Source organism: Streptomyces sp. NPDC048565, assembly GCF_040650935.1.
Taxonomy (GTDB): Bacteria; Actinomycetota; Actinomycetes; order Streptomycetales; family Streptomycetaceae; genus Streptomyces.
In genome coordinates this window covers 1-23,717 of the sequence record NZ_JBEZIH010000027.1, presented here as the reverse complement: position 1 = coordinate 23,717, position 23,717 = coordinate 1, and the positions used below count along the sequence as shown (strand labels likewise).

The 23,717-nt window shown below is 71.4% G+C and carries 26 protein-coding genes and 1 pseudogene; 16 read left to right on the top strand and 11 right to left on the bottom strand.

Going from position 1 to position 23,717, the window contains the following annotated elements:
- Positions 1-86 precede the first annotated feature (86 nt).
- Positions 87-899: a site-2 protease family protein gene (locus AB0C75_RS28270; protein ID WP_362894552.1), complete on the top strand. Its 813-nt coding sequence runs from the start codon at positions 87-89 to the stop codon at positions 897-899.
- Here AB0C75_RS28270 and AB0C75_RS28265 read toward each other — a convergent pair.
- Both AB0C75_RS28265 and npdG read right to left on the bottom strand, forming a co-directional pair.
- Positions 896-1,087: a hypothetical protein gene (locus AB0C75_RS28265; protein ID WP_362894551.1), complete on the bottom strand. Its 192-nt coding sequence runs from the start codon at positions 1,085-1,087 to the stop codon at positions 896-898. The two genes, AB0C75_RS28270 and AB0C75_RS28265, sit on opposite strands and share 4 nt — an antisense overlap.
- Positions 1,088-1,166: 79 nt before the next feature.
- The gene (gene npdG, locus AB0C75_RS28260; RefSeq protein WP_362894550.1) at positions 1,167-1,877 is read right to left on the bottom strand and encodes an NADPH-dependent F420 reductase; all 711 of its coding nucleotides are present in this window, start codon (positions 1,875-1,877) and stop codon (positions 1,167-1,169) included.
- 155 nt (positions 1,878-2,032) lie between these two features.
- Here npdG and AB0C75_RS28255 point away from each other — a divergent pair, with 155 nt between their 5' ends.
- Positions 2,033-2,635: a hypothetical protein gene (locus AB0C75_RS28255; RefSeq protein ID WP_362894549.1), complete on the top strand. Its 603-nt coding sequence runs from the start codon at positions 2,033-2,035 to the stop codon at positions 2,633-2,635.
- 22 nt (positions 2,636-2,657) lie between these two features.
- On the opposite strand, the gene AB0C75_RS28250 is transcribed toward AB0C75_RS28255, so the two are convergent.
- The gene (locus AB0C75_RS28250) at positions 2,658-2,894 is read right to left on the bottom strand and encodes a hypothetical protein (protein ID WP_362894548.1); all 237 of its coding nucleotides are present in this window, start codon (positions 2,892-2,894) and stop codon (positions 2,658-2,660) included.
- Positions 2,895-2,952: 58 nt separating this feature from the next.
- Here AB0C75_RS28250 and map point away from each other — a divergent pair, with 58 nt between their 5' ends.
- Together map and AB0C75_RS28240 are read left to right on the top strand one after the other, a co-directional pair.
- A complete protein-coding gene (gene map, locus AB0C75_RS28245) occupies positions 2,953-3,810 on the top strand; it encodes a type I methionyl aminopeptidase (protein ID WP_362894547.1) in 858 nt (285 codons plus the stop codon).
- Positions 3,811-3,976: 166 nt separating this feature from the next.
- On the top strand, positions 3,977-4,642 hold the full coding sequence (locus AB0C75_RS28240) for a biliverdin-producing heme oxygenase (RefSeq protein WP_362894546.1): 666 nt from the start codon (positions 3,977-3,979) through the stop codon (positions 4,640-4,642).
- Between the two features lie 33 nt (positions 4,643-4,675).
- Here the strand turns inward: AB0C75_RS28240 and AB0C75_RS28235 are convergent, their stop codons facing one another.
- Positions 4,676-5,392, bottom strand: coding sequence for a PhzF family phenazine biosynthesis protein (locus AB0C75_RS28235; protein WP_362894545.1), 717 nt, complete (start codon positions 5,390-5,392; stop codon positions 4,676-4,678).
- A 29-nt stretch (positions 5,393-5,421) separates the two neighbouring features.
- On the opposite strand from AB0C75_RS28235, the pseudogene AB0C75_RS28230 reads away from it, so the two are divergent.
- Together AB0C75_RS28230 and AB0C75_RS28225 are read left to right on the top strand one after the other, a co-directional pair.
- A pseudogene (locus AB0C75_RS28230) lies at positions 5,422-5,517 on the top strand (hemin ABC transporter ATP-binding protein); the annotation flags it as partial.
- Positions 5,518-5,643: 126 nt separating this feature from the next.
- Entirely contained in the window at positions 5,644-6,636 is a 993-nt protein-coding gene (locus AB0C75_RS28225) for a hypothetical protein (RefSeq protein ID WP_362894544.1), read from the top strand.
- A 21-nt stretch (positions 6,637-6,657) separates the two neighbouring features.
- Here the strand turns inward: AB0C75_RS28225 and AB0C75_RS28220 are convergent, their stop codons facing one another.
- The gene (locus AB0C75_RS28220) at positions 6,658-7,659 is read right to left on the bottom strand and encodes a YafY family protein (protein ID WP_362894543.1); all 1,002 of its coding nucleotides are present in this window, start codon (positions 7,657-7,659) and stop codon (positions 6,658-6,660) included.
- 90 nt (positions 7,660-7,749) lie between these two features.
- Between AB0C75_RS28220 and AB0C75_RS28215 the strand changes: the two genes are divergently transcribed.
- Positions 7,750-8,151 carry a VOC family protein gene (locus AB0C75_RS28215; RefSeq protein ID WP_362894542.1) on the top strand — a complete coding sequence of 134 codons (402 nt, stop codon included), beginning with the start codon at positions 7,750-7,752 and terminating at the stop codon, positions 8,149-8,151.
- Between the two features lie 80 nt (positions 8,152-8,231).
- On the opposite strand, the gene AB0C75_RS28210 is transcribed toward AB0C75_RS28215, so the two are convergent.
- Both AB0C75_RS28210 and AB0C75_RS28205 read right to left on the bottom strand, forming a co-directional pair.
- Positions 8,232-8,975, bottom strand: a complete 744-nt coding sequence (locus AB0C75_RS28210; protein WP_362894541.1) for a bifunctional DNA primase/polymerase — start codon at positions 8,973-8,975, stop codon at positions 8,232-8,234.
- A 141-nt stretch (positions 8,976-9,116) separates the two neighbouring features.
- On the bottom strand, positions 9,117-9,752 hold the full coding sequence (locus tag AB0C75_RS28205) for a TetR/AcrR family transcriptional regulator (protein ID WP_362894540.1): 636 nt from the start codon (positions 9,750-9,752) through the stop codon (positions 9,117-9,119).
- A gap of 128 nt (positions 9,753-9,880) precedes the next feature.
- Here AB0C75_RS28205 and ddaH point away from each other — a divergent pair, with 128 nt between their 5' ends.
- Positions 9,881-10,828 (top strand): dimethylargininase, encoded by a 948-nt coding sequence (ddaH, locus tag AB0C75_RS28200; RefSeq protein ID WP_362894630.1) that lies wholly within the window; start codon positions 9,881-9,883, stop codon positions 10,826-10,828.
- Here the strand turns inward: ddaH and AB0C75_RS28195 are convergent.
- Positions 10,768-11,757, bottom strand: a complete 990-nt coding sequence (locus tag AB0C75_RS28195; RefSeq protein ID WP_362894539.1) for a small ribosomal subunit Rsm22 family protein — start codon at positions 11,755-11,757, stop codon at positions 10,768-10,770. The two genes, ddaH and AB0C75_RS28195, sit on opposite strands and share 61 nt — an antisense overlap.
- 196 nt (positions 11,758-11,953) lie before the next feature.
- Between AB0C75_RS28195 and AB0C75_RS28190 the strand changes: the two genes are divergently transcribed.
- Positions 11,954-13,252 (top strand): hypothetical protein, encoded by a 1,299-nt coding sequence (locus AB0C75_RS28190; RefSeq protein WP_362894538.1) that lies wholly within the window; start codon positions 11,954-11,956, stop codon positions 13,250-13,252.
- 26 nt (positions 13,253-13,278) lie between these two features.
- Here AB0C75_RS28190 and AB0C75_RS28185 read toward each other — a convergent pair whose 3' ends face one another.
- On the bottom strand, positions 13,279-14,619 hold the full coding sequence (locus AB0C75_RS28185) for a multidrug effflux MFS transporter (RefSeq protein WP_362894537.1): 1,341 nt from the start codon (positions 14,617-14,619) through the stop codon (positions 13,279-13,281).
- 85 nt (positions 14,620-14,704) lie between these two features.
- On the opposite strand from AB0C75_RS28185, the gene AB0C75_RS28180 reads away from it, so the two are divergent.
- Complete coding sequence (locus AB0C75_RS28180) at positions 14,705-15,718, top strand: Gfo/Idh/MocA family oxidoreductase (protein ID WP_362894536.1); 1,014 nt, start codon at positions 14,705-14,707, stop codon at positions 15,716-15,718.
- Here the strand turns inward: AB0C75_RS28180 and AB0C75_RS28175 are convergent.
- Positions 15,705-17,372, bottom strand: a complete 1,668-nt coding sequence (locus tag AB0C75_RS28175; protein ID WP_362894535.1) for an alkaline phosphatase D family protein — start codon at positions 17,370-17,372, stop codon at positions 15,705-15,707. The two genes, AB0C75_RS28180 and AB0C75_RS28175, sit on opposite strands and share 14 nt — an antisense overlap.
- A gap of 142 nt (positions 17,373-17,514) precedes the next feature.
- Here AB0C75_RS28175 and AB0C75_RS28170 point away from each other — a divergent pair, with 142 nt between their 5' ends.
- The 4 genes from AB0C75_RS28170 (at position 17,515) to AB0C75_RS28155 (ending at position 20,503) form a co-directional block, all read left to right on the top strand.
- Positions 17,515-18,270, top strand: a complete 756-nt coding sequence (locus AB0C75_RS28170; protein WP_362894534.1) for an SDR family oxidoreductase — start codon at positions 17,515-17,517, stop codon at positions 18,268-18,270.
- Positions 18,271-18,428: 158 nt separating this feature from the next.
- Positions 18,429-18,893 (top strand): lamin tail domain-containing protein, encoded by a 465-nt coding sequence (locus tag AB0C75_RS28165; RefSeq protein ID WP_362894533.1) that lies wholly within the window; start codon positions 18,429-18,431, stop codon positions 18,891-18,893.
- 40 nt (positions 18,894-18,933) lie between these two features.
- Positions 18,934-19,788, top strand: a complete 855-nt coding sequence (locus AB0C75_RS28160; protein ID WP_362894532.1) for a PhzF family phenazine biosynthesis isomerase — start codon at positions 18,934-18,936, stop codon at positions 19,786-19,788.
- Positions 19,789-19,930: 142 nt separating this feature from the next.
- Entirely contained in the window at positions 19,931-20,503 is a 573-nt protein-coding gene (locus AB0C75_RS28155) for a GNAT family protein (RefSeq protein WP_362894531.1), read from the top strand.
- A 199-nt stretch (positions 20,504-20,702) separates the two neighbouring features.
- On the opposite strand, the gene AB0C75_RS28150 is transcribed toward AB0C75_RS28155, so the two are convergent.
- Positions 20,703-21,578, bottom strand: a complete 876-nt coding sequence (locus AB0C75_RS28150; RefSeq protein ID WP_362894530.1) for a glycosyltransferase family 2 protein — start codon at positions 21,576-21,578, stop codon at positions 20,703-20,705.
- Positions 21,579-21,974: 396 nt separating this feature from the next.
- Here AB0C75_RS28150 and AB0C75_RS28145 point away from each other — a divergent pair, with 396 nt between their 5' ends.
- The gene (locus tag AB0C75_RS28145) at positions 21,975-22,403 is read left to right on the top strand and encodes a pyridoxamine 5'-phosphate oxidase family protein (RefSeq protein ID WP_362894529.1); all 429 of its coding nucleotides are present in this window, start codon (positions 21,975-21,977) and stop codon (positions 22,401-22,403) included.
- A 205-nt stretch (positions 22,404-22,608) separates the two neighbouring features.
- Positions 22,609-23,640, top strand: coding sequence for a 7-epi-alpha-eudesmol synthase (locus tag AB0C75_RS28140; protein ID WP_362894528.1), 1,032 nt, complete (start codon positions 22,609-22,611; stop codon positions 23,638-23,640).
- The last annotated feature ends 77 nt before the right edge of the window (positions 23,641-23,717 follow it).

The window sequence follows — 23,717 nt, the reverse complement described above, 5'->3', positions numbered from 1 at the left end:
CTGCCACCCGGATGTCACACGTTCCCGCCGTGTCACCCGTACGCTCGGGGGCTCCAGCCGCCGCCCAGCCCTCAGGAGTGCCGCCGATGACCACCGCGTTCCGCCGACCCAGCGACCGGCGGGTCAGCCCGATCTTCCTCGGGATCGTCGCCGTCATGGCCGTCTCGGGCTGGGCGGTGTGGACGGGCTTCGCCGAGCGGACCGGCTTCGCGGTCTTCCTCTTCGTCACCGCGGCCTGGGTCGTCTCGCTCTGCCTCCACGAGTACGCGCACGCGCGCACCGCGCTGCACAGCGGGGACATCTCGATCGGCGCGAAGGGGTATCTGACGCTCAACCCGCTGAAATACACCCACGCCCTGCTGAGCATCGTGCTGCCCGTGCTGTTCGTGATCATGGGCGGCATCGGTCTGCCGGGCGGCGCGGTCTACATCGAGCGGGGCCGTATCAGGGGGCGCTGGAAGCACAGCCTGATCTCGGCCGCCGGCCCCCTGACGAACGTGCTGTTCGCCGTCGTCTGCACGGCGCCCTTCTGGCTGGACGCCCTGGACGGGGTCCCGGTGTCCTTCCGGTTCGCGCTGGCGTTCCTGGCGCTGCTCCAGGTGACGGCGGCGATCCTGAACTTCCTGCCGGTCCCGGGCCTCGACGGCTACGGGGTGATCGAGCCGTGGCTCTCGTACAAGGTCCGGCGCCAGGTGGAGCCGTTCGCGCCCTTCGGGCTGATCGCGGTCTTCGCGCTCCTGTGGGTCCCGGAGGTCAACGGGTTCTTCTTCGACGCGGTGGACGCCCTGCTGCGGGGCCTGGGCGTCAGCGAGGTCGAGACCTACTGCGGGCTCGACACCTACCGCTTCTGGCAGGAGTGGTTCGGCGACCAGGACCCGGGGTGCGCGCTGATCCGCTAGGTCGCGGCGGCCCCGGCGCGGGAGTCCGCCTTGTGCTTGCGCAGGTAGAACCACGCCATGTTCGAGGAGAGGCCGGCCAGCAGGACCCATACGACGCCCAGCAGGATGCCGCCCTGGACGAAGGAGACCACGGCTGCGGCGACGGCGAGGACGCAGACGACGAGGGCGTAGAGAGCGAGGCGGGGCATGAGGGCTGGTGCTCCTGTCCGGGATGGTGCGCGGTCCCGTCCAGTGTCCCTCATGCCCGGTTCGGCTCCTGTCAGGGGCTCACACGTCGGTGGTGCGCAGCCCCGCGTGTGCCTTGTAGCGGCGGTTGACGGAGATCAGGTTCGCCACGAGCGACTCGACCTGGTGGGCGTTGCGCAGCCGGCCGGCGAAGACTCCGCGCATCCCCGGGATACGGCTCGCGAGCGCCTGCACCGTGTCGGTGTCGGCGCGCGCCTCGCCCAGGACCAGCACATCGGTGTCGATCTCCTCGATCGCCTCGTCCTGGAGGAGCACCGCCGACAGGTGGTGGAAGGCGGCGGTGACCCGCGACCCGGGCAGCAGGGCGGCGGCCTGCTCGGCGGCGCTGCCCTCCTCGGGCTTCAGGGCGTAGGCGCCCTTCTTGTCGAAGCCGAGCGGATTGACGCAGTCGACGACGAGCTTCCCGGCGAGCTCCTCGCGCAGCGATTCCAGCGTCTTGGCGTGGCCGTCCCACGGCACGGCGACGATCACCACGTCGCTGCGGCGCGCGCACTCCGCGTTGTCCGCGCCCTCGACGCCGTGGCCCAGCTCGGCGGCGGCGGTCCCGGCGCGGTCGGCGGCGCGCGAGCCGATGATCACCTTCTGTCCGGCGCGGGCGAAGCGGTAGGCGAGGCCGCGGCCCTGGGGACCGGTCCCGCCGAGCACCCCGACGGTCAGGCCGGACACATCGGGCAGGTCCCAGGGGTCCTTGGCGGGGGGCTTCGGGGCGCTTCCGGTGTCATTCGTAGTCATGGCGCCGACCCTACTTCGCAGTGCCGAGGCCCGGGCCGGCGTCGCTCTGGGACGTGCGTCACGCGGAACGGGAAGTGGTGGCGCCATGCTTCCCGTTCGGGTGTATCACCGCGATCGGGCGGTCAGGGGCCCTGCCCGGCGGCATGATGCGGGCCATGGATGCCGTACGTGTCGCGTTGCTGCGTGAGGTGCTCGCCGGGACGGAGTGGCCCGCGGCGGCCCGGGAGTTCGCCCGGGCCCTGCGGTCGTCGGTCGTGCCGCACGGCGGCGGACTGCTGCTGGTGGGGACCGAGGCCTACGAGCCGTGGCACATGGCCGCGCACCTGGTGGACGAGTCCACGTGGTCGGGTCTGCCGCAGCTACGGCCCACGCTCGTACGCCATCGGGTGGAGCCGGACGACCCGGTGCACCTGGCCGTCGGTCTGGGCAGGATCGAGGCGGCCGGGCGCGGCGAGACCCTGCTCGTGGTAGCGCCGGGACAGCCGGCCGGCGGCCTGCTGGAGCGCGTGCACGACGCGCGCCGCGCGGGGGCGACGGTGCTGGCGCTGGACGGCGGCGACCCGGAGGTGCGGGGCCTCGCCCACGAGGCGCTCACGGTCTCCGACGGCGACGAGGTCGACCTGGACACGGTCCAGCACCTGGTCAGCGCCGCGGCGGGAGAGAACTGCGCCCCGTCCCCCCGGGGCCGCCGCACATTCCGTGACCGCCTCTCCCGCCTGGCCGACCAGCTGACGGCCCCGCCACCGGCCCGCTGGTGAGCGGCTGCGGCGCGGGTGAGCCCTAGTCGGGCGTCTCGTCCGTCGGCTCGTCCGAGCGGTCGTGCCACTTCGGGTCGTTCTCCCATTCGAGGTTCCGCTCACGCGCGGTGTCCATCGCGCGCTGGGCCTCCCCCTGGGTGGCGTACGGGCCGAAGCGGTCCTTCGCCGGGCACTCGGGCCCCTCCTCGACCGATTTGTGCTCCAGGCAGTAGTACCATTCGCCCGGTTTGCCCACCGTGCGCTTCTTGAACAGGGCCATCGCTGGATCCTTTCCTCGTTGCCATGGTGCCCCGGGCACGCTGGTTAGACTCGCTGACATGTCTGGCCAGTCGCTTCTCGCACCAGGGGAGATCACTCCCGTCCGTTCCGTTCCCGGAAAGATCCGGCGCCCCGAGTACGTGGGCAAGCCCGCCCCCACGCCGTACACCGGGCCGGAGATCCAGGACTCCGACACCGTGGAGCGGATGCGGATCGCGGGCCGTATCGCGGCGCAGGCGATGGAGGAGGCCGCCAAGCTCATCACCCCGGGAGTCACCACCGACGAACTCGACCGGGTCGCCCATGAGTTCATGGTGGACCATGGGGCGTACCCGTCGACCCTCGGCTACCGGGGCTTCCCGAAGTCGCTCTGCACCTCGCTCAACGAGGTCATCTGCCACGGCATCCCCGACTCCACCGTGCTGCGGGACGGCGACATCGTGAACCTCGACGTCACCGCGTACATCGGCGGGGTGCACGGCGACAACAACGCCACCTACCTCTGCGGCGACGTCGACGAGGAGTCGCGGCTCCTCGTGGAGCGCACCCGGGAGTCGCTGAACCGCGCCATCAAGGCGGTGCGGCCCGGCCGGCAGATCAATGTGATCGGGCGCGTCATCGAGTCGTACGCGAAGCGGTTCGGCTACGGGGTGGTGCGGGACTTCACCGGGCACGGGATCAATTCCTCGTTCCACTCCGGCCTGATCATCCCGCACTACGACAGCCCGCAGGCGACGACCGTGATGCAGCCCGGGATGACGTTCACCATCGAGCCGATGCTGACCCTCGGGTCCCACGACTACGACATGTGGGACGACGGCTGGACCGTGGTGACGAAGGACAGGAAGCGGACCGCGCAGTTCGAGCACACACTGGTGGTGACGGACACCGGGGCGGACATCCTGACGCTTCCGTGAGGCCGGGGTGCCCGCACTTTTTACCGACAGACGGTCGGGAACCCGTTGACTTAGGCAAGCCTAAGTAGGAGGATCGGCGTATCGGTGCGCGGCGGCGTGCACAGCTGCTGCCGGTATGCATCCTTCTGTCCGGACTTCCCGTCCCCTCGGTCCCCGGAGGCCCGCCTTGGACTCGACCGCCACCACCACGCCTTTCTCGACGCTCATCCGCACCGCTTCGCACGAGCAGCACACGGAGGCGGAGTCGTCCAGCTTCATGAGCGACATGCTCGGCGGACGGCTCGGGGTGGACGCGTACACGCGCTACACCGAGCAGCTGTGGTTCGTCTACCGCGCGCTGGAGGACGGCGCCCAGGCCCTGCGTGAGGACCCGGTCGCCGGCCCCTTCATCCAGCCGGAGCTGATGCGCACGGCCGAGCTGGAGCGCGACCTCGGCCATCTGCGGGGCGAGGGGTGGCGCGAGGGGCTGGAGCCGCTGCCCGCCACCGCGGCCTACGCCGCGCGGGTCGCCGAGTGCGCCCGCGAGTGGCCCGCCGGATACATCGCGCACCACTACACGCGCTACCTCGGCGACCTCTCGGGCGGCCAGATCATCCGCGGTACGGCGGAGAAGACCTGGGGCTTCGCGCGCAAGGGCGACGGGGTGCGGTTCTATGTGTTCGAGCAGATCTCCAACCCGGCCGCCTTCAAGCGGGAGTACCGGGAGCTGCTGGACTCGGTGCACGCCGACGACCTGGAGAAGCAGCGGATCATCGACGAGTGCAAGCGCGCCTTCGCGCTGAACACCGCCGTCTTCCACGAGCTCGGCGAGGTCTTCCCGCTCAGCGCCTGAAGCGCCCGGGACCACGGCGCCCGAAGCGCCTGATCATGACGCGGCCACCAGAAGGACGCGGCCCCCGACCTCCACCGTGCCGTCCGGCGCTGGTGCGGTGAGGATCTGGGAGCCGCGTCCTTGTCTGATGTTCAGGGCCCGGCCCAGCTCGGCACTGAGCAGCATGGCCGCCGCGCCGGTCGCCTCGTCCTCGTCGATCCCTCCGGTGCGAGCACCGGCTCCACCGGAGCGGCTGTCGGCGCGCTCATCATCACGCCGCGGAAAGGCCCGTGCCCGTACGCGGCCTGCGGCCTCGTCCTCCCAGGCCCAGACGTAGAGCCAGCCGTCGCCGGGCGGCGGCTCCGTCAGCGCGTCCACATCGGCGACCGACGCGTACCGCTCCAGCTTCCTCGGCGGGACCCACTCCGTGCGGGCCGTGATCCAGGTGAACTCCCCGTCCTGGCGGGCGGTCACATCCCCGACGGGCAGCTCCAGGACCTCCAGGTCGAGCAGCCAGGCCGCGCCGACGAGGGGATGCCCCGCGAACGGCAGCCGCAGGCCGGGCGTGCGGATGTCGACGGTGCCGCGCTCGGGGTCGTCCACGAACACCGTCTCGCTGAAGCCGAGTTTCCGTGCGAGCACCTGCCGGGACTCGTTGTCGGGATACCTGCGCCCGTCGCGCACGACGCCCAGCGCGTTGCCGTGGCGGCCGTCCGGGCCGCAGAACACGCGCAGTACGTCGATGCCTTCGGGTACCTCGAAGTCGTTCACATCCGCATTCAAGCACCGCGGGGCCCGGGATGGCCGCGACGGAGGTCCTGGAGTTCGCCTCCCGCCCGTTCTCCGCGCTGTCCGGCGGCGAGCGCGCCAGGGTCGCACTGCCCCGGGCAGTCTCCCCCGCCCGAGGACCGGGGTGCCGCTCGTCGTACCGAACCGGGCTTCCTGATCCGTGGCCGGCGCCGGCCCGGTAGGGTTCAGGCGGTCAGTGCGGACGACGGATCAGAAGGCGCAGAAGACAACGGATGACAAGGCTGGGTCGACTGGCGGCGGGGCTCGCGACGACGACGGTACTGGTCGTCACGGCGAGCGGCTGCGTGACGGTGCACGGTGAACTGGAAGTCGTGCCGGCGGCGACGAAGTCCGAGGCCGCGAAGGCCCTGGAGGAGTTCACCGTCGCGTACAACAAGGCGGACAAGGCGTACGATCCGGCGCTCGACGAGGACCAGGTGACCGGTTCGCTCGGCGCGATCAACCAGGCCGGTCTGGTGGCGCGGCACAAGATCAGCCCGGACGGCAACGCGCAGCACAAGCCGCTGGAGCTGAGCGACGCCTCCTACCTCGTTCCCAAGAAGGCGGGCTGGCCGCGCTGGTTCGTCGCGGACACCGACTCCAACCGCGACCGGGACGGCGGGAAGGACGACACCCGCTGGCTGCTGGGGTTCATACGCACCGGGCCCGACGCGCCGTGGAAGGTCTCGTATCTGGCGGTGGCATCCCCGTCCGAGATCCCCGAGTTCAGCAAGGACGCCGACGGCTATGTGCAGCCCGTGCCATCGAAGGACACGGACGCCGCCCTGGCCACCCGGCCCGCCGAACTGAGCACCACGTACACGAGCTACCTCACCGACGGTGCGCCGGACGTCTTCGCCCCCGGGTCGATGACCTCGGGCTGGCGGGAGGCGCGGAAGACCACCCGCAGGGCGGGCTACTCCTACCAGTACGTCGACCAGGCGCTGGATTCCGGGACGTACGCGCCGCTGGGTCTGGCGACGGAGGACGGCGGGGCGCTGGTCTTCTTCAGCAGCAGGCACTTCGAGCGGCAGACGGCCGCCGAGGGACTGCGGCCGACGGTCACCGCGGATGTGGAGGCGCTGCTGACCGGCGAGGTGAAGAGCACCCTCACCAAGGAGCGCGTCTCCAGCCAGCTGGTCCACGTACCCAGGAAGGGGTCCGAGGACGACAAGGTGCGTGTGCTGAACCGGCTGCCCGGTCTGGTCGCGGCGCAGGGGTCCTGACGGCCGACGGCTCGCGGGCCGTCACGCGTGGCGCGGGTCGTGCCGGGCCCAGTGCGTGAGGCGTTCGGCGAAGTCCTCGACGAGCCCGCGGAGCTCGTCCGGGCGTTCGACGACGAACGGCCGGTCCAGCGAGGCGAGTACGGCGGGCAGCCAGTCGAGCCGTTCCACCCGCAGCTCGACGCGGGACCAGCGCCCGGCCTCCGGATCCACGCCGCCCTGGGGCGGCAGCTCCTCCACCAGCGCGATACCGGCGGGCAGCCGGGTGCGGATGTGCTCGGGAGCGCCCTGGACGCGCAGGGTCACCTCGTGCTTGTACGGAGCGGTGGCGAGCCCGGTGAGGACGCGCTGCGCGGGGTCGGGTCCCTCGGGCGGTTCGAAGGAGCCCGGCAGGGTCCTGACCTCGGTGACGCGGTCCAGCCGGAACATCCGGTCCTGGCCGGCGGTGAGGTCGGCCGCCGTCATGTACCACTTGCCCGCGTGCGCGACGAGCCCGTGCGGGTGCAGGGTACGTTCGCTGCGGCGGCCGTCCGCGCCCGTGTACCGGATCGAGACCGGCCGGTGGTGGTTGACCGCGTCGGCGACCGGAAGCAGGACCCCGGCTTCCGGAGGGATCGCTTCGCCGGGCGGAGCGGTGAAGGCGAGAGAGCCGAGCAGGGCGTCGAGTCCGAGGCGCAGCCGCTCGGGGAGCACCCGCCTGATCTTGGCCGCCGCCGTCTCGCTCGCCGTGCCCGTGGCGCCGGTGAGGCCGGCCCTGCGGCCCGCGACCAGGCCGAGCAGTACGGCGAGTGCCTCGTCGTCGCTCAGCATGAGCGGCGGCATCCGGTAACCGGGCATGAGCCGGTAGCCGCCGTAACGGCCGCGCACCGACTCGACGGGTACATCGAGGTCGAGGAGGTGGCCGACGTAGTGCCGCACCGTGCGTTCGTCGACGTCGAGGCGGTCGGCGAGTTCGGTCGCGGTCCTGACGCCGCCCGACTGCAGGAGCTCCAGCAGGGTGAGCACACGGGCGATGGGACGGGACATACCGAGAAGTGTGCCGCACATACCGGGCGGGTTCCGCCCGGTATAGGTCGTAGCGTGTGGTCACAAGCACCGAACGACCAGGAGAGAACCATGGACTTTATCTCTGTCCGCATCATCACGGACGACGTCGCCCGCCTCGTCGACTTCTACGAGCGGGCCACCGGAGTGTCCGCCGACTGGTCGACCGAGGACTTCGCCGAGCTCGGGGTCGGCTCGGCCACCCTCGCGATCGGCAGTACGCGCACGGTCCCCCTCTTCGCGCCGGGTTCCGCCCGCCCGGCCGACAACCACAGCGTCATCCTCGAATTCCTCGTCGATGACGTGGACAGCGTGCACACGAACCTGACCGGCTTCGTGGAGGACTTCGTCAACGAGCCGACGACCATGCCCTGGGGCAACCGCGCGCTGCTGTTCCGCGACCCCGACGGCAACCTCGTCAACTTCTTCACGCCCGTCACACCGGCCGCCGTCGAGAAGTTCGCCCGTCGGTAGTCCCGCCGGGACGTTCCGTCGGCAGCCCCGCCGGGAGCCGGCGTCGGGAAGTCGGCGGGGTCAGGAGCCGGCGGGGGCCTTCAGCGGCTGAGGGGCCAGGCCACCGCGTCGTGGTCGAGGTCGCTCGGGTCGGCCGTGTCCGCGTACTGCGCGCAGGCGTCGGTGAGCGTCTCCAGCAGGGTCAGCGGATCGGGCAGCGGGTTCTCCGGGCCACGGATCCAGTGCACGTCCAGCTCACCGGGGAGCCGTGCGGGTGGCAGGAGGACATAGCTGCCACGGCAGTGCCAGCGGAGCCCGGGATGCTCGTCCATGGTCTCGGGGTGGCAGTCCAGCTCGCAGGGCCACCACTCGTCCTCGTCGTCAGGGGTGCCGCGGGTGGCGGTGAAGAAGAGCATCCGGTCGCTGCCGGACCGGGCCACGGGACCGACGTCGATGCCCGCCGCGGTAAGCCGCTCCAGGGCGGCCTGCCCCGCGGTGAAGGGGACGTCGAGGACGTCGTGGATCATGCCGGTCGCGGTGATGAAGTTGGCCAGCGGCTGCCCGGCGGCCCAGCGCTCGATCTGCGCGCTGTCCGTCGTGGACTGCGTCTGCCAGGCGAAGGAGACGGGGTGACGCGCGGGCGTCGGACAACCGACGCGCTCGCACGAACATCGGTATCCGGACGGGTGCGCTGCGGGTGAAATGGGCATTCCCGCATCGGCCACGGCCAGGAGCAGCGCCAGCCGCGCCGCGTCGTCGGCTTCCGGCTGTGGTTTCGGCCGCCTGCGCAGCCACTGGGAGATCCTGCTCTCTGTGCCGCGATAGCGGCCGGAATCGGCGCCCATCTATCCCCTCACCTCAGCGGTTTCCTCTCCATGGTCCCACCATCCTGCTCCTCGGGTGGCCAGACTTCCGAAGCGGGGTACTCGGGCGGTCGCGCAGAGGTCATCACGCACCTACGGAATGTCACGGAATACGGCGGCGGCTCATGGCTGGATCAAGATCCCCCGCAGGGTGAGGTCGACGACGGCGTCGGCGTACGCGTGGGTCAGCGGAAGCGTTCTCAGCAGCCAGCGGTGGGTGAGCGGGGCGATCAGGAGCTCCAGCGCGACGCGTGGATCGATGTCCGCGCGCACCTCGCCCGCCTCCTGGGCGGCGCGCAGGCGTGTGACATACAACTGGAGCTGGGGTTCGAGCAGATTTTCCACGAATCGGGCCCCGAGTGCCGGATCGATGATCCCTTCGGCGGCCAGTGCCCGGGTGGGGGCCGCGCTCGTGGGGTCGTTCAGCCCGTCGACCGTGGCCCGCAGGACCAGCTTGAGGTCGGCCGTCAGGTCGCCGGTGTCGGGGATCTCCGGCGCGCCGTCCTCGCCGGCCGCCACCCCCTCCACCTCGGTGGAGCGGCGGGCGTTCTCGTCGATGAAGGCCTCCATCAGCACCGCCGCCTTCGACGGCCACCAGCGGTAGATCGTCTGCTTGCCGACCCCGGCCCTGGCGGCGATCCCCTCGATCGTCGTCCTCGTGTAACCCACCTCCCCGACGAGTGCGAGCGCGGCGTCGCAGATCGCTCGGCGGGAGCGGTCGCTGCGGCGGCTGGAATCTGGGGCCTTGCGGGAGGGCATCGGGCCATCGTAGAACCGCCCGGCCGTCCGACGGTCCCGTACGAACCACCCGCACGAACCACCCGAACGGATCACAGCGCGAGGGCCCCGGCACGGCGCACCATGAACCCACGCACACACCCGTGCGCATCCACCGTTCCGCGGCCACGGCCGCCGTTCGCGAGGAGCCTGCATTGACCCGTGACGCCACCCCCCGTCGCTACCTGATGTGCGCCCCGTCCCACTTCCAGGTCACCTACTCCATCAATCCATGGATGGATCCGACGAAACCCGTGGATCTGCCCCTGGCCATCACCCAGTGGGAGGACCTGCGCGACCGCTACCGCTCCCTCGGCCACACGGTGGAGCTCCTCACCCCGCGCCCCGACCTGCCCGACATGGTGTTCGCCGCCAACGGGGCCACCGTGATCGACGGCCGGGTGCTCGGTGCGCTGTTCGCCTACCGGGAGCGGTACGCGGAGGCCGAGGCGCACCGGGAGTGGTTCCGGGCCGACGGTTTCACCGAGATCCACGAGCCGGCCCATGTCAACGAGGGCGAGGGCGACTTCGCCGTGACCGCCTCCTACCTGCTCGCCGGGCGGGGTTTCCGGTCCAGTCCGCTCTCCCACGCCGAGGCCCAGGAGTTCTTCGGGCGCCCGGTGATCGGCCTCGATCTGGTGGACCCGCGCTACTACCACCTGGACACGGCCCTGTGCGTCCTGGACGACGCTGCCGACGAGATCATGTACTACCCGGGGGCCTTCTCGCCGGGCAGCAGGTCCGTGCTGGCGCGTCTCTTCCCCGACGCGCTGCTGGCCGAGGAGGCGGACGCCGTGTCGCTGGGCCTCAACGCGGTCAGCGACGGGCGTCACGTGCTGCTCCCGCAGGCCGCGGTGGGGCTCTTCGACCCGCTACGGGACCGGGGCTTCGAACCGGTCCCGATGGATCTGGGCGAGCTCCTCAAAGGCGGCGGCAGCGTGAAGTGCTGCACCCAGGAGCTGCGGGACCATCGTGATGCGCCGGACACAGGAGACGGCTATTCCTCCTCGGGCGGCGGCCAGGCGTCGCCCCACGCGGCGCCCCGGGCGGCACGGTAGAGCGTGCCGTGCCGCTTGGTGACCGTGGCGCGCCGCAGGCCCTCGTCCCGGGTGCAGAGCTCCAGCAGCACCTGCCCCTTGCGGATCTGCGGCCTGCGGATGACCCGTTCATGTACGGGAGCGGCGGGGAAGCGGGTCGCCACGACGTAGCTGAACTTCTCGTCCTCGTGGCTGAGCGAGCCGCCCTTGACCTGGCGGTGCAGGGACGAGCGGCTGACCCGCGCCGAGAAGTGGCACCAGTCCGTGCCGCGCTCGATCGGGCACACGTCGTCGTGCGGGCAGGGTGCCGCGACGCTCAGCCCCGCGGCGATCAGCCGGTCGCGGGCCTCGATGACACGGTCGTAGCCGTCGGGGGTGCCGGGCTCCACGATCACCACGGTCTGCGCGGCCCCGGCGACGGCCTCGACCAGCGCGGCCCGGTCCGCCGGGGTGAGCTCCTTCAGTACGTAGCTGACGGTCGCCAGGTCCGTGGGCTCCAGCGCCGTGCCGATCCTCGCCCGCTCCCAGGTGGCGGACCGCAGTCCGGGGATGCCGGACACCGCTGCCAGCTCACGGCCGAGCGCGAGGGCCGGCTCGGACCAGTCCAGCACCGTCGTCCTTGGCCCGTCCCAGGCCCCGGCCACAGCCCAGCTCGCCGCGCCCGTGCCTCCCCCGATGTCGGTGTGGGTGGCGGGCGTCCAGTCCGGCGCGGCCTCGCGCAGGGCGGCCAGGCAGGACCGTACGGCCTCGAAGGTCGCGGGCATCCGGTACGCGGCGTACGCGGCGACGTCGGAACGGTTCCGCAGGATCGGGGCGTCGGTCGGGGTCGTCCCGCGGTAGCTGGCGATCAGCCGGTCGACGGCTTGCTGGGCCTGGGTCGGGGGCAGCCCGTCGAGCAGGGCGGCCAGCGCCGCGCGCAGGGCTTCCGCGGTGGGGAGGGTGGCGTTCACCGACGGATTGTAGGCGCAGCGGGGCCCGCTGCGCCCTCCGGTGGTCCGGTGCGCACCGGCGGGCGAACGCGGACGGAACAGGGCCGGAACAGGGCCGGAGGAGTCCGGTCGCCGAACTGCCCGCCACGATCAGGCCGTTGCTAGGCTGACCGCCCCCGCACCGGGGACCGTTCAGGGCCGGACCGTCAGGGAGATCATGCGACAGAGGATCGTGCGTCTGGCTCTGGTGGGCGGGGTGTTCCTCCTCGCCCTGATCCTTCTCCCCGCGGCCTGTGGGGGCGGCAGGACCGTCGCCGGGGGCCCGGACGTGCCGAGGAGCACCGGTCCCGCGACCCGGCTGAACGTCCCCCCGGGGTACAGGGCGGACCGCGGCTGGGAGGTCGTCGGCGCGGGGCCCGACTACGCCGTCTCCCACACGACGGGCCGGCTGGCCTATCTGGAGGCGGCCCCGGACCACCGCTACCGGCTGCGGACCCTCGACACGGAGACCGGGCGGAGCGCCTGGAGCGGCGAGGCCTGGCGTCCCCCGGACCCGCGGAACTTCCCGAAGCTGCTCACCGTCGACAAGGACGACCGGCAGTTCTTCGTGACCTGGTCCTACGGGAAGACCGGCATCGGGCCGGAACCCTCGGGGGCCTTCGTCTCGCTCGACGTGTACGACGTGGTGGACGGGAAGCGCCGGCGCGTCGAGGTGCCGTGGGCCGGTGCGCCGGTCGTCACGGCGACCGGCCCCGGCATCGTGATCACCGACGGCGGGGCGAACAGCGCGGTCGTGGACCCGGTCAGCGGTGAGGTGTCGGACACCGCCGCGTCCGCCGTGACGTATCCGAAGGGGTGCGCCGCCTGCAAGCGGCTCACCGAGGTGCGCGGCCAGACGTCGAAGGGGCTGCTGCTGAGCGGGGCGCGTGAATTCTGGGTGGAGGGCGGCTGGTTCAGCAGGAGGACCGCGCCGAAGGGCGCGGACGCCGGCACCGGGGTGCCGACCTCCGTCACACCGGGGCTGATCCTGGCGAAGTGGCAGCTCGCCAAGAAGTCGAAGCGGGCCGCCACCCACCAGTTGTGGACGGTCCATGACGCGGAGAGCGGGAAGCCGGTCGTATCGGTGGAGTGCCGCACCCCGGCCATGGAGCCGGGGCGCTATCCGCAGGCCGCGGTCTCGCCCTCGGGCGACTATCTGATCGCGGGGAATCTGGCCTTCGACCTGAAGGCGAAGAAGGGGTTCTGCTTCGAGAAGGACGGCGGGTCACCGCTGCTGACGTTCGCCTCGGTGACGGACGGGGGCATCGCCTACGGCGCGACGACCGTACGTGACGCGGACGAGGCCCTGAACGGCGGCGGGGCGGGTCCGGTCACGATGAGCTTCGCGACGGGGGACATCGAAGAGCTGCCCCCGAACACACGACTGCCGGAGGTGGAGACCTCCGGCGTCGGTGTGTTCCGCTGGACGGACGGCAGGAACCGCCTGCACCTGCTGGGCCACCCCCGCGTGGGCTGAGGCGGACGGCGCCCGCCCTCGCCCGTCTACCGCGCGGCACCCGTGTGCTGCCACGGCCGGCACAGCAGCAGGAAGCACGCCGTCGCGGACATGGCACAAACCACCTGCACCACGGCCATCGGTACTGCGGTGTGTTCACCGGCGATCCCGACCAGGGGTGAGGCGATGGCACCGATGAGGAACTGCGAGGTCCCCAGCAGCGCGGACGCCGAGCCCGCCGCGTGCCTGGTGCGCATCAGCGCCTGGGTGTTGGTGTTGGGCATCGCCAGGCCCATCGCGGACATGAGCACGAACAGTCCGGCGGCCACCGGCAGCAGGCCGACGTCTCCGAATACCCCGGAGGTCATCAGCAGCAGCGCGACCGCCGCGACGGAGATGACCGCGAGGCCGAAGCCGAGCGCCTTGTCCAGGCTGACCCGTCCGACGAGCACCTTGCCGTTGATCTGGCCCACGGCGATCAGCCCGATGGAGTTGATCCCGAAGAGCAGGCTGAAGGTCTGCGGGGACGCCCCGTAGATCTCCTGGACGACGAACGGGGACGCGCTCACATAGGCGAAGAGCGCGGCGAAGGCGAGGCTGCCCGCGACCATGTAGCCGGTGAACACCCGGTCGGCGAGCAGCCCGCGCATGGTGCGCAGCGCGTCGCCGACACCGCCGGTGTGCCGCTGCTCCGCCGGGAGTGTCTCGTGGAGCCACTTCCAGACGACGAGGGTGAGCAGTATGCCGACGAAGGTGAGGACGACGAAGATGCCCCGCCAGTCGGTGAACTGGAGTACCTGGCCGCCGATCACGGGCGCGATGACGGGGGCCACCCCCGAGATCAGCATCAGGGTCGAGAAGAATCTGGCCATCGCGTCGCCGTCGTAGAGGTCACGCACGACGGCCCGGGAGATCACGATTCCGGCTGCGCCGGCCAGCCCCTGGAGGAGGCGGAAGCCGATGAGGAGTTCCGCGGTGGGGGCCACGGCGCAGATCGCGGTCGCGACGACGTAGACGACCATGCCCAGCAGCAGGGGCCTGCGCCGGCCCCAGCGGTCGCTCATCGGCCCGACGACGAGCTGGCCGAGCGCCATGCCGGTGAGGCAGGCCGTGAGGGTGAGTTGGACCGTCGCTGCCGGGGCGTGCAGCGCGCCGGTGACCTCCGGGAGTGCCGGGAGGTACATGTCCATCGAGAGGGGCGGCAGGGCGGTGAGTCCGCCCAGCACGAGGGTGACCAGAAGTCCGGCCCGCCGTGCGGTGGTCGTGGAGTCGGCCGGGGCACCCACTGCGGCAGGGGTGGTGGCCGGGGCGACGGATACGTCGCCCTTGCTGCTCGTCGGTATGTGCTCGTGTTCTTGCTGGGCCCGGCTCATGCCGCTGTCCGGCATCCTCGTCTCCGCTTCGTTGAATCGACATCTATGCTCTCAGGTCAGTCGGAGTGGTCGATACCTTTTTGCATGGGAGCGGGCGGGCATGAGCGGAACTGTGCGTTGGGGTGTACTGGCGACGGGCGGCATAGCCGCGACATTCACGGGCGACCTGCTGGCGATGAAGGACTCGGGGGCCGAGGTCGTGGCGGTCGCGTCCCGCGCCGAAGCACCGGCGAAGGCGTTCGCCGAGCGGTTCGGGATCGAGCGGGCGTACGGCAGCTGGGCGGAGCTCCTCGCGGACGACACCGTCGACGTCGTCTACGTCGCCACCCCGCACTCGGCGCACCGGGAGGCGGCCGGGCTCGCCCTGGAGGCCGGGAAGCACGTGCTGTGCGAGAAGGCGTTCACGCTCAACGAGCGTGAGGCGCGGGAGCTGGTGGATCTGGCCCGGGAGCGCGGGCTGTTCCTGATGGAAGCGATGTGGACGTACTGCAATCCGCTCATCCGCCGGATGACCGAGCTGGTGGCGGACGGCGCGATCGGCGAGATCCGCACGGTGCAGGCCGACTTCGGCTTCGCGGGCGATTTCGGGGCCGAGCACCGGCTGCGTGACCCCGCCCTCGGCGGCGGCGCGCTGCTCGACCTGGGGGTCTATCCGGTGTCGTTCGCGCAGCTCCTGCTGGGTGAGCCCGACCGGGTGCAGGCGGACGCGCTGCTGTCGCCCGAGGGCGTCGACCTCAACACGGGGATGCTGCTTGGCTGGGACTCGGGTGCCACGGCGCTGCTGAGCTGCTCGATCGTCGGGGCCCTGCCGACGGTCGCGTCGGTCACCGGCACGACCGGGCGGATCGACTTCCCGCAGGGCTTCTTCCACCCGGAGCACTTCCTTCTGCACCGGCAGGGCCGGGAGCCCGAGAAGGTCGTCACGGGCCCGGGGCCGCAGGGCCTTTCGGGCATGCAGTACGAGGCGGCCGAGGTGACGCGCGCGCTGCTGGCCGGCGAGAAGGAGTCCCCACTGGTGCCGCTGGAGGGTTCGCTCGCCGTGATGCGGACGCTCGACGCGGTACGGGACCGGGTCGGCGTCCGCTATCCGGCGGACGGCCCTACGCGGGGGTGAGCCCCGGGTTCCCGGCCTCGGTCACGAAGGAGCCGGCCGTGCTGACCGGCGACCCGGGTGTGGTGACCGCCGACACCGTGCGGAAGTCGGCGCGCGCCTGGTCGGTGCCGAGGGTGACGACCGCGTAGCCGCGACGGCCGTTGTAGAACTTCAGATGCGGGTTGGCCCGGGTGAGGTTGTCCCAGTTCGCCGGCTTCTCGGAGCCGTCCTTGCCGCTGGCGATGGAGGTGGCCACGACCTCGGTGCCGACGGTCCTGGACTCCGGGTCGTCGAAGTCCTTCTTGAGGTCGAAGCCGTAGCCGACGTGCACATCGCCGGTCAGGATCATGAGGTTCTCGATCCCGGCGGCCTCGGCGCCGTCCAGGACGCGCTGCCGGGACGCGGGGTAGCCGTCCCAGGAGTCCATGGACAGCTTGTAGGCGTCGGTCGGCACATCGCGCCGCTGGGCGAAGGTGACCTGCTGCGGCACGACGTTCCACCGGGCGTCCGAGGTCTTCCAGCCGTCGGTCAGCCAGCGCTCCTGGGTGGCGCCCGTCATGGTGCGCGAGGGGTCCTCCGACTCCGGTCCCGGTACCTGCCAGCCGTCGCCGTAGGCCTGGTCGCTGCGGTACTGCCGGGTGTCGAGGATGTCGAACTGGGCGAGCCGGCCGAAGTGCAGGCGGCGGTAGAGCCGCATGTCGGGGCCGGTGGGCCGCTGCGGGGTGCGCAGCGGCTGGTTCTCCCAGTACGCGCGGTAGGCGGCGGCCCTGCGCAGCAGGAACTCCTCAGGGGGGACGTCGTTCTCGGGGGTGTCGCCCGCGTAGTTGTTCTCGGTCTCGTGGTCGTCCCAGGTGACGACGAAGGGGTGCGCGGCGTGCGCGGCGCGCAGGTCCGGGTCGGACTTGTAGAGGCCGTACCGCATGCGGTAGTCCTCCAGCGTGAGCGTCTCCCGGTTGAAGTGGTCGGGCAGCACCAGGTCGGTGTAGGCGCGGGCGCCGCCGGTCGCGGTGACCGCGTACTCGTAGAGGTAGTCGCCGAGATGGAAGACCGCGTCGACGTCCTCGTCCGCGAGGTGCCGGTAGGCGGTGAAGTAGCCGTCGTGGTACGCCTGGCAGGAGACTGCGGCCAGGGTCAGGGAGCTGTTGCGGGCGTCCCGGGCGGGTGCGGTGCGGGTGCGGCCCGTGGGGCTGGTCCAGCTGCCGGCGCGGAAGCGGTACCAGAAGACCCGGCCGGAGTCGAGGCCGTCCACCTCCACATGGACGCTGTGGCCGAACTCCGGGTGTGCGGTGGCGGATCCGCGCCGCACGACCCGCCGGAAGCGTTCGTCGCGGGCGATCTCCCAGCCGACAGCGACGCGCTCGGCGGGCAGCCCGCCGTCGGCCTCGTACGGGCTGGGCGCGAGTCTCGTCCACAGGAGCACGGACGTCGGCAGCGGGTCCCCGGAGGCCACGCCGAGGGTGAAGGGGTCCTCGGTGATCTTCCGGGTGTCGAGCTCGGCGGCGGCCGCCGTGCCCGCGCCGGGCAGGTTGACGGCGAAGGCCAGTGCGGCCGCGGCGCCGGTGACGGTCAGGAACCGGCGGCGGCCCACACCCGGGCCGAGCCGCTGCGCGGCGATGCGCAGCTCGGCGGAATGGCCGGGCCGGTCGGATTGCCTGCTGAGCTGTGCGGGTGTCATATGCCCCTCCCCTGCCGGATGTTGTCAGATGCATTCGAGTGCGGGGCGACGACCTGCCGTTGGCGGGTACACAACATCCTTATGGCGGTGCGATGAGCACCGGGTGCGGGTCGCGGTCAAACCTCCCGTACGCTGCCGGGCCATGAACGCTGAGCAGAGAATCGCTGTCGTCACGGGTGCGGGATCGGGGATCGGCAGGGCCGTCACCCTCACCCTCACGGGTGCGGGCTGGACGGTGGCACTGGCGGGCCGACGGCCCGAGCCCCTGGAGGAGACGGCCGCCGCGGCGGGTCCTGGCGCCACGGTGTGCCTGCCCACCGATGTGAGCGACCCGGACGGGGTGAGCGCGCTCTTCACCTCCGTACGGGAACGCTTCGGCCGGCTGGACCTGCTGTTCAACAACGCGGGGACGTTCGGGCCGCGTTCGGCGCCCGTCGAGGACGTGGCGTACGAGGACTGGCGGACGGTGGTGGACGTCAACCTGACGGGGACGTTCCTGTGCGCACAGGCGGCGTTCCGCCTGATGAAGGCGCAGGACCCGCAGGGCGGCCGGATCATCAACAACGGCTCGGTCTCCGCCCACGCGCCACGCCCGCACTCCATCGCCTACACGGCGACGAAGCACGCGGTGACCGGTCTGACGAAGTCGCTGTCGCTGGAAGGGCGGCCGTACCGGATCGCCTGCGGGCAGATCGACATCGGCAACGCGGCGACCGACATGACGCAGCGGATGAGCGCGGGGATCCTCCAGGCCAACGGCGAGGTGACCGCCGAGCCGGTCATGGCTGCGGACGATGTGGCCCGGACGGTCCTGCACATGGCGGAGCTGCCGCTGGAGGCCAATGTGCAGTTCGCGACGGTGCTGGCGACGGCCATGCCGTACGTCGGCCGGGGCTGATCCGCTTCGGCTCCACGCTTGCCCGGTACTCGCCAGAACTCGCCCGAACTCGCCCTCGAATGACCGAATTCGCGAGTTTCCCCCTGTGAGTCCGGGCAAGCGCGTGCTGCCCGTATGCTGCTGACCTTCACCGAATGAACACAGAAGGAACACACAGCATGCGCATATCCACTGCCACGCCCCTCGCACTGGCCGCCGCCACCGCTCTGGCCGGCTCGCTCCTCGTCACGGCCCCGGCCTCCGCGGCCTCCCATCAGGGCGGGCTGCACCTCGGGAAGATCCAGTACGACAGCCCCGGCAAGGACACCCGGACGAACACGTCCCTGAAGGCCGAGTACGTGGACATCCACAACAACGGCAAGTCGAAGCTCCAGCTCAAGGGCTACAAGCTGAAGGACAGAACCGGGTACACGTACACCTTCCCCAGCTTCACGGTCGCGGCCGGGAAGACGGTCCGCGTCCACACCGGCAAGGGCAAGAACACCAAGGCCCACGTGTACTGGAACCGTGGCTCCTACGTCTGGAACAACACCGGCGACAAGGCCCGGCTGATCAAGCCGGGCGGTGCGCTCCTGGACTCCTGCTCCTGGGGCAAGGGCAAGGGCGTGAAGGTCTGCCACTGAGCCGGGAATGCCCGGCCGCGCCCCTCGGTTGAGCTGCGACATGAGCTCATGTTCCGAGGCCGAGGTCCTGCGCTACACCGCGTTCTCCGCCGATCCCGCCGGGGGCAACCCGGCGGGAGTCGTCCTGGACGCCTCAGGACTCGACAGCACGGCGATGCTCGCCGTCGCCGCGGAGCTGGGCTACAGCGAGTCGGCGTTCCTCACCGCTCCCGACGGCCGCGGCGGGCACACCATCCGCTACTTCAGCCCGAAGGCGGAGGTCCCCTTCTGCGGCCATGCCACGGTCGCCGCCGCCATCGCGCTCGCCGAGCGGGACGGCCCGGGCGACCTGGTGTTCTCCACCCCCGCGGGCACGGTCCCCGTGACCGTCGCCCGCGAGGGCGGCGAGCTCCGCGCCACCCTCACCAGCGTCGAGCCGCACACCACGGACGCCGCCCCCGAGGACGTGACGGAGGCCCTGACCGCCCTGGACTGGCCGGCCGCAGACCTGGACCCCGCACTGCCGCCCCGTATCGCCTACGCGGGCGCCCGCCACCTGGTGCTGGCCGCCGCGACCCGGGAACGGCTGGCGGACCTCTCGTACGACTTCGCCCGCCTCGAAGCCCTCATGCACGGGCTCGACCTGACGACCGTCCAGCTGGTGTGGCGGGAGTCCCCCACGGTCTTCCACGTCCGCGACCCGTTCCCGGTCGGCGGTGTCGTCGAGGACCCGGCGACGGGCGCGGCGGCGGCCGCCTTCGGCGCGTACGCACGCGAGCTGGGCCTCGTCCCGCACGACGCCGTCCTCACCCTGCACCAGGGTGAGGACATGGGCCGCCCCGGCACCCTCACGGTCGAGCTGAGGCCGGGTGACGCACGGATCAGGGTGACCGGGACGGGGACGCGCATCGGCTGAGAGCAGCCGCGTTCTCCTCGGCCTGGGCGACCGTCCGGAAGCGCTGCTCGCCGGGGTGTTCCTCGGCCGGTCCGGCGGCCGCGGGGTCGGACGGGTGAGTCGGGGCCGGGTGACGGGACGAAGGCGCGGCAGGATGACGGTCATGGCACAACCGCTGACCGTACCCAGCATGACCGCCGGGGCCGACTTCGTCCTGCGCCCCTGGGAGATGAGCGATCTGCCCCTCGTCCGCGAGGCGGCACAGGACGACTACATCCCGCTGGTCACCACGATCCCCTCGCCCTACTCCGACGAGGCGGCGGAGGCCTACATCAGGCGTCAGTGGCACCGGGCGGCGGGCGGCGCCGGATATCCGTTCACCATCGCGCGCACCCGGGACCGCCGGCCGGTCGGCTCCATCGGGCTCTGGCTCGCGGACGCGGCCCAGGGCAGGGCGACGCTCGGCTACTGGATGACGACCCCCGGCCGCCGGCAGGGCGTCGCGGGGGCGGCCCTGCGCACGGTCACCACCTGGGCCCTGCACGAGCTGCGCATCCCCCGGGTGCAGCTCCTCATCGAGCCGTGGAACACGGCATCCGTACGCACCGCCGAGAGCGCCGACTACCGGCGGGAGGGCCTGCTGCGCGGCTGGCAGGAGATCGGGGGTGAGCGCCGGGACATGCTGATGTACGCCCGGCTGAACGGCGACCGGCCGTCCGACGGCGGAGGGCCGTAGCGGAGGGTCCAGACGAAAGACCCTGGGGCGCGTTTCGAAAGTAGCGCCGTCCGCCCGAAGGGCGGGCCCGGCGGCGTCCGGTGCGTGCGATCGCAAGGCGGAGGGGCGCCCCGATACTGGGTGTATCGGGGTGATCCCGACAACGCGGCGAGCGTGCGTGCCAGGCGTCGCCGGGCAGGCGGGACTTTCGAAACACCCCCTAGATGACCGGGGGCCGGCCGAGCCGGGTCATGCGCCACACGGTGCGCCACCTCATCGGCCGGCGCGGGCCGCACGGGGTGCGCACACCCTCGATGAAGCCCCCGCACCACGCCTTCAGGCCGGTGAGCGAGCGGATGCGTGCCAGGGTGAGCAGGACCCAGACGGCCAGATAGACCGGGATGAGCGGGAGGGGCAGTCGACGCCTGGCGAGCCAGACCCGGTTGCGGGCGGTGAAGCGGTAGTGGACGGCGTGCCTCGCCGGGGAGGTCTTCGGGTGCCGCAGGACGAGGTCCGGCTCGTACAGGATCTTCCAGTCGTGGTCGAGCGCCCGCCAGGCGAGATCCGACTCCTCGTGCCCGAACCCGAACTCCCCCGCCCAGGTGCCGACCTGCCGGAGCATCCGCACCGAGAGGGCGTGCCCGCCGCCCAGGAAGCTGGTCACCAGGCCTCGCCGCATGGGGTCGCCCGCACGCAGCCGAGGCACATGGCGGCGCTGGGTCTCCCCCCGCTCGTCCGCGATACGGAACGAGACGATCCCGAGGGCGGGATCGGAGTCGTACAGCCGCTGGATCCTCCGGAACACGTCGTCGGCGACGAGGAGCCCGTCGTCGTCGAGCTCGACGGCCACATCCACATCGCCCGAATCGATCAGGGCCGCGAGGCCGACGTTCCGCGCACCGGGGCAGCCCGGGTTCTCGTCGAGGGGGATCTTGGTGACGTCGTGCGGGACGTCGGTGAGCGGAGTCGCGCTCCCGACCAGGACGATCCGCGTGGGCCGCACGTCCTGCTCGCCCACCGACGCGATCAGTTCGTCCAGCTCCCTGGGGCGGTTGCCCATCGTGACGATGACGACTCCGATGCGCGGCAGTGGCATGGCGGCGAACTCCAGTGGTCGGTGCGATGCCGAGATGCTACCGGCGCCACACCGCCCGTTCAGCCCGGCAACGCCCGCTCCGCACGGGTCAGTTCCGCCGGGCCCAGCTCCAGCTCCGCGGCCCCGGCCGAGTTCAGGACGGAGGCCGGTCGGCGGGCTCGCGGGACCGGGATGACGGCCGGGGAGCGGCTCGGCGGCCAGGCCGGCGCGATCCGCTGCGGGCTCGCACCGCGCTCGGCCGCATGTCATGGGGTTCGTCCAGGCACTCACCGAAGAGGTGACACCGCGTCACCGACTCGCGCATCGGGGCGGCGTGTGACTCCCCCGTCCGACCAGGGCCGTCGTTGCATAATGCGGGCCTGAAGCATCGCCGACCGCCCTCCGAGGAGTTCCGTCATGGCTTTGACCCGTACAGAGCGTGAGCAGTTTCTGGCCGAACCGCATATCGCCGCGCTCGCCGTGGACGCCGCGGAGGAGGGGCGGGCACCGCTCACCGTGCCGATCTGGTACCAGTACCTTCCCGGCGGCGACCTGTGGATCATGACGGGACGCGACTCCCGCAAGGGGAAGGACATCGCCGAGGCCGGCCGCTTCAGCATCATGGTCGACCGGGTCGCTCCGACCATCCGCTACGTCTCCGTCGAGGGCCCCGTCGTCGCCACGCTCCCCGCCACCCGCGAGCAGCTGGTGGAGCTCGCCTCGCGCTACCTTCCCGCCGACAAGGTCGAGGGCTATGTCGGCTTCGCGTGGAAGGAGCACGGCGAGCAGGTGGTCATCCATCTGCGCCCCCAGCGCTGGCTCAGCTCCGATCTGGGCGAGGTCTGAGCGGGCACCTGGAGGCCTCGGTTCCGGAAAATCTCCTTCGAGCTGATCTTGCGGCATAGATCGTTTAGGGTCTGGGCAGCATCAGGGCGCACATGATGAGCAATCAATTTCGGTCTCAAAACGTGCACTTCGAGTCAATGGGCGTCAATTCCGATCGCCCTGTCACGGGGCGGGGGCCTGTGAATCGTCTCCTGAAAGGACTCCAATGCCGCAGGACGTCACCTTCGACCTCCCCTTCAAGACCCCGGTCAGCGAGCACCTCGCCCACGCACGGGAGCGCCATCTGCGCTGGGTGTGGGACATGGGCCTGGTGCGGAGCCAGGCCGGGTTCGAGGAGTACCAGTCCTGGGACCTGCCCCAGGCGGCGGCGCGGACCTACCCCCACGCCTCGGCCGACGACATGACCGTCCTGATGAACTGGTTCTCGCTGGCCTTTCTGTTCGACGACCAGTTCGACTCCGGTAGTCCCGACCGCGCGGACCGCATAGCGGAGGTCGCCCGGGAGCTGATAGCCACGCCCCTGCGTCCGGCCGGGACGGCTCCGCGCGTGGTCTGCCCCATCACCCTGGCCTGGGCCGAGGTGTGGGGTCACCTTTCGGATGGCATGTCCCTGACGTGGCGCACCAGGTTCGCCGCCTCCTGGGGCCGTTTCCTGGTGGCACACACCGAAGAGGTCGACCTGGCGGCCGGCGGCCGCGCCGGAACACTCGGGGTCGAGGAGTACGCGGAGTTCCGCCGCCGCACCGTGGGCATCCACCACAGCATCGACGCGGGCGAGCGCAGCCGCGGCTTCGAGGTGCCGGCCCAGGTGCAGGCGCACCCGCTGATGGTCAGGATGCGGGACCTGGCCGCCGACACGATCGGCTTCATGAACGACATCCACTCCTTCGAGCGCGAGAAGCGCCGGGGCGACGGCCACAACCTCATCGCGGTCCTGCACAGGGAGCGCGGCTGCACCTGGGAGGAGGCCGCGGCGGAGGCGTACCGGATGACGACGGTCTGCCTTCAGGAGTACCTCGAACTCGAGGCGCGCGTCCCGGCGATGTGCCAGGAGCTCGGCCTCGGCGCCGAGCAGCGGGACCAGGTGCGGATGGGCGTGGAGGCCATCCAGCACTGGATCAACGGCAACTACGAGTGGGCGCTGACCTCGGGCCGTTACGCCGCCGCCAAGGAGGGCCCGGCCGCGTCGGCCGAACTGGCGGGCCGTGGCTCGCTGGACGACCTGCTCGCCGTCTGACACACCGTCGTGGGGGCCGCCCCGCGGGGGGGCGCCGCGGGGGGGAGGGGCGGGGACGCGGGCGGGGCCGCCCCGGC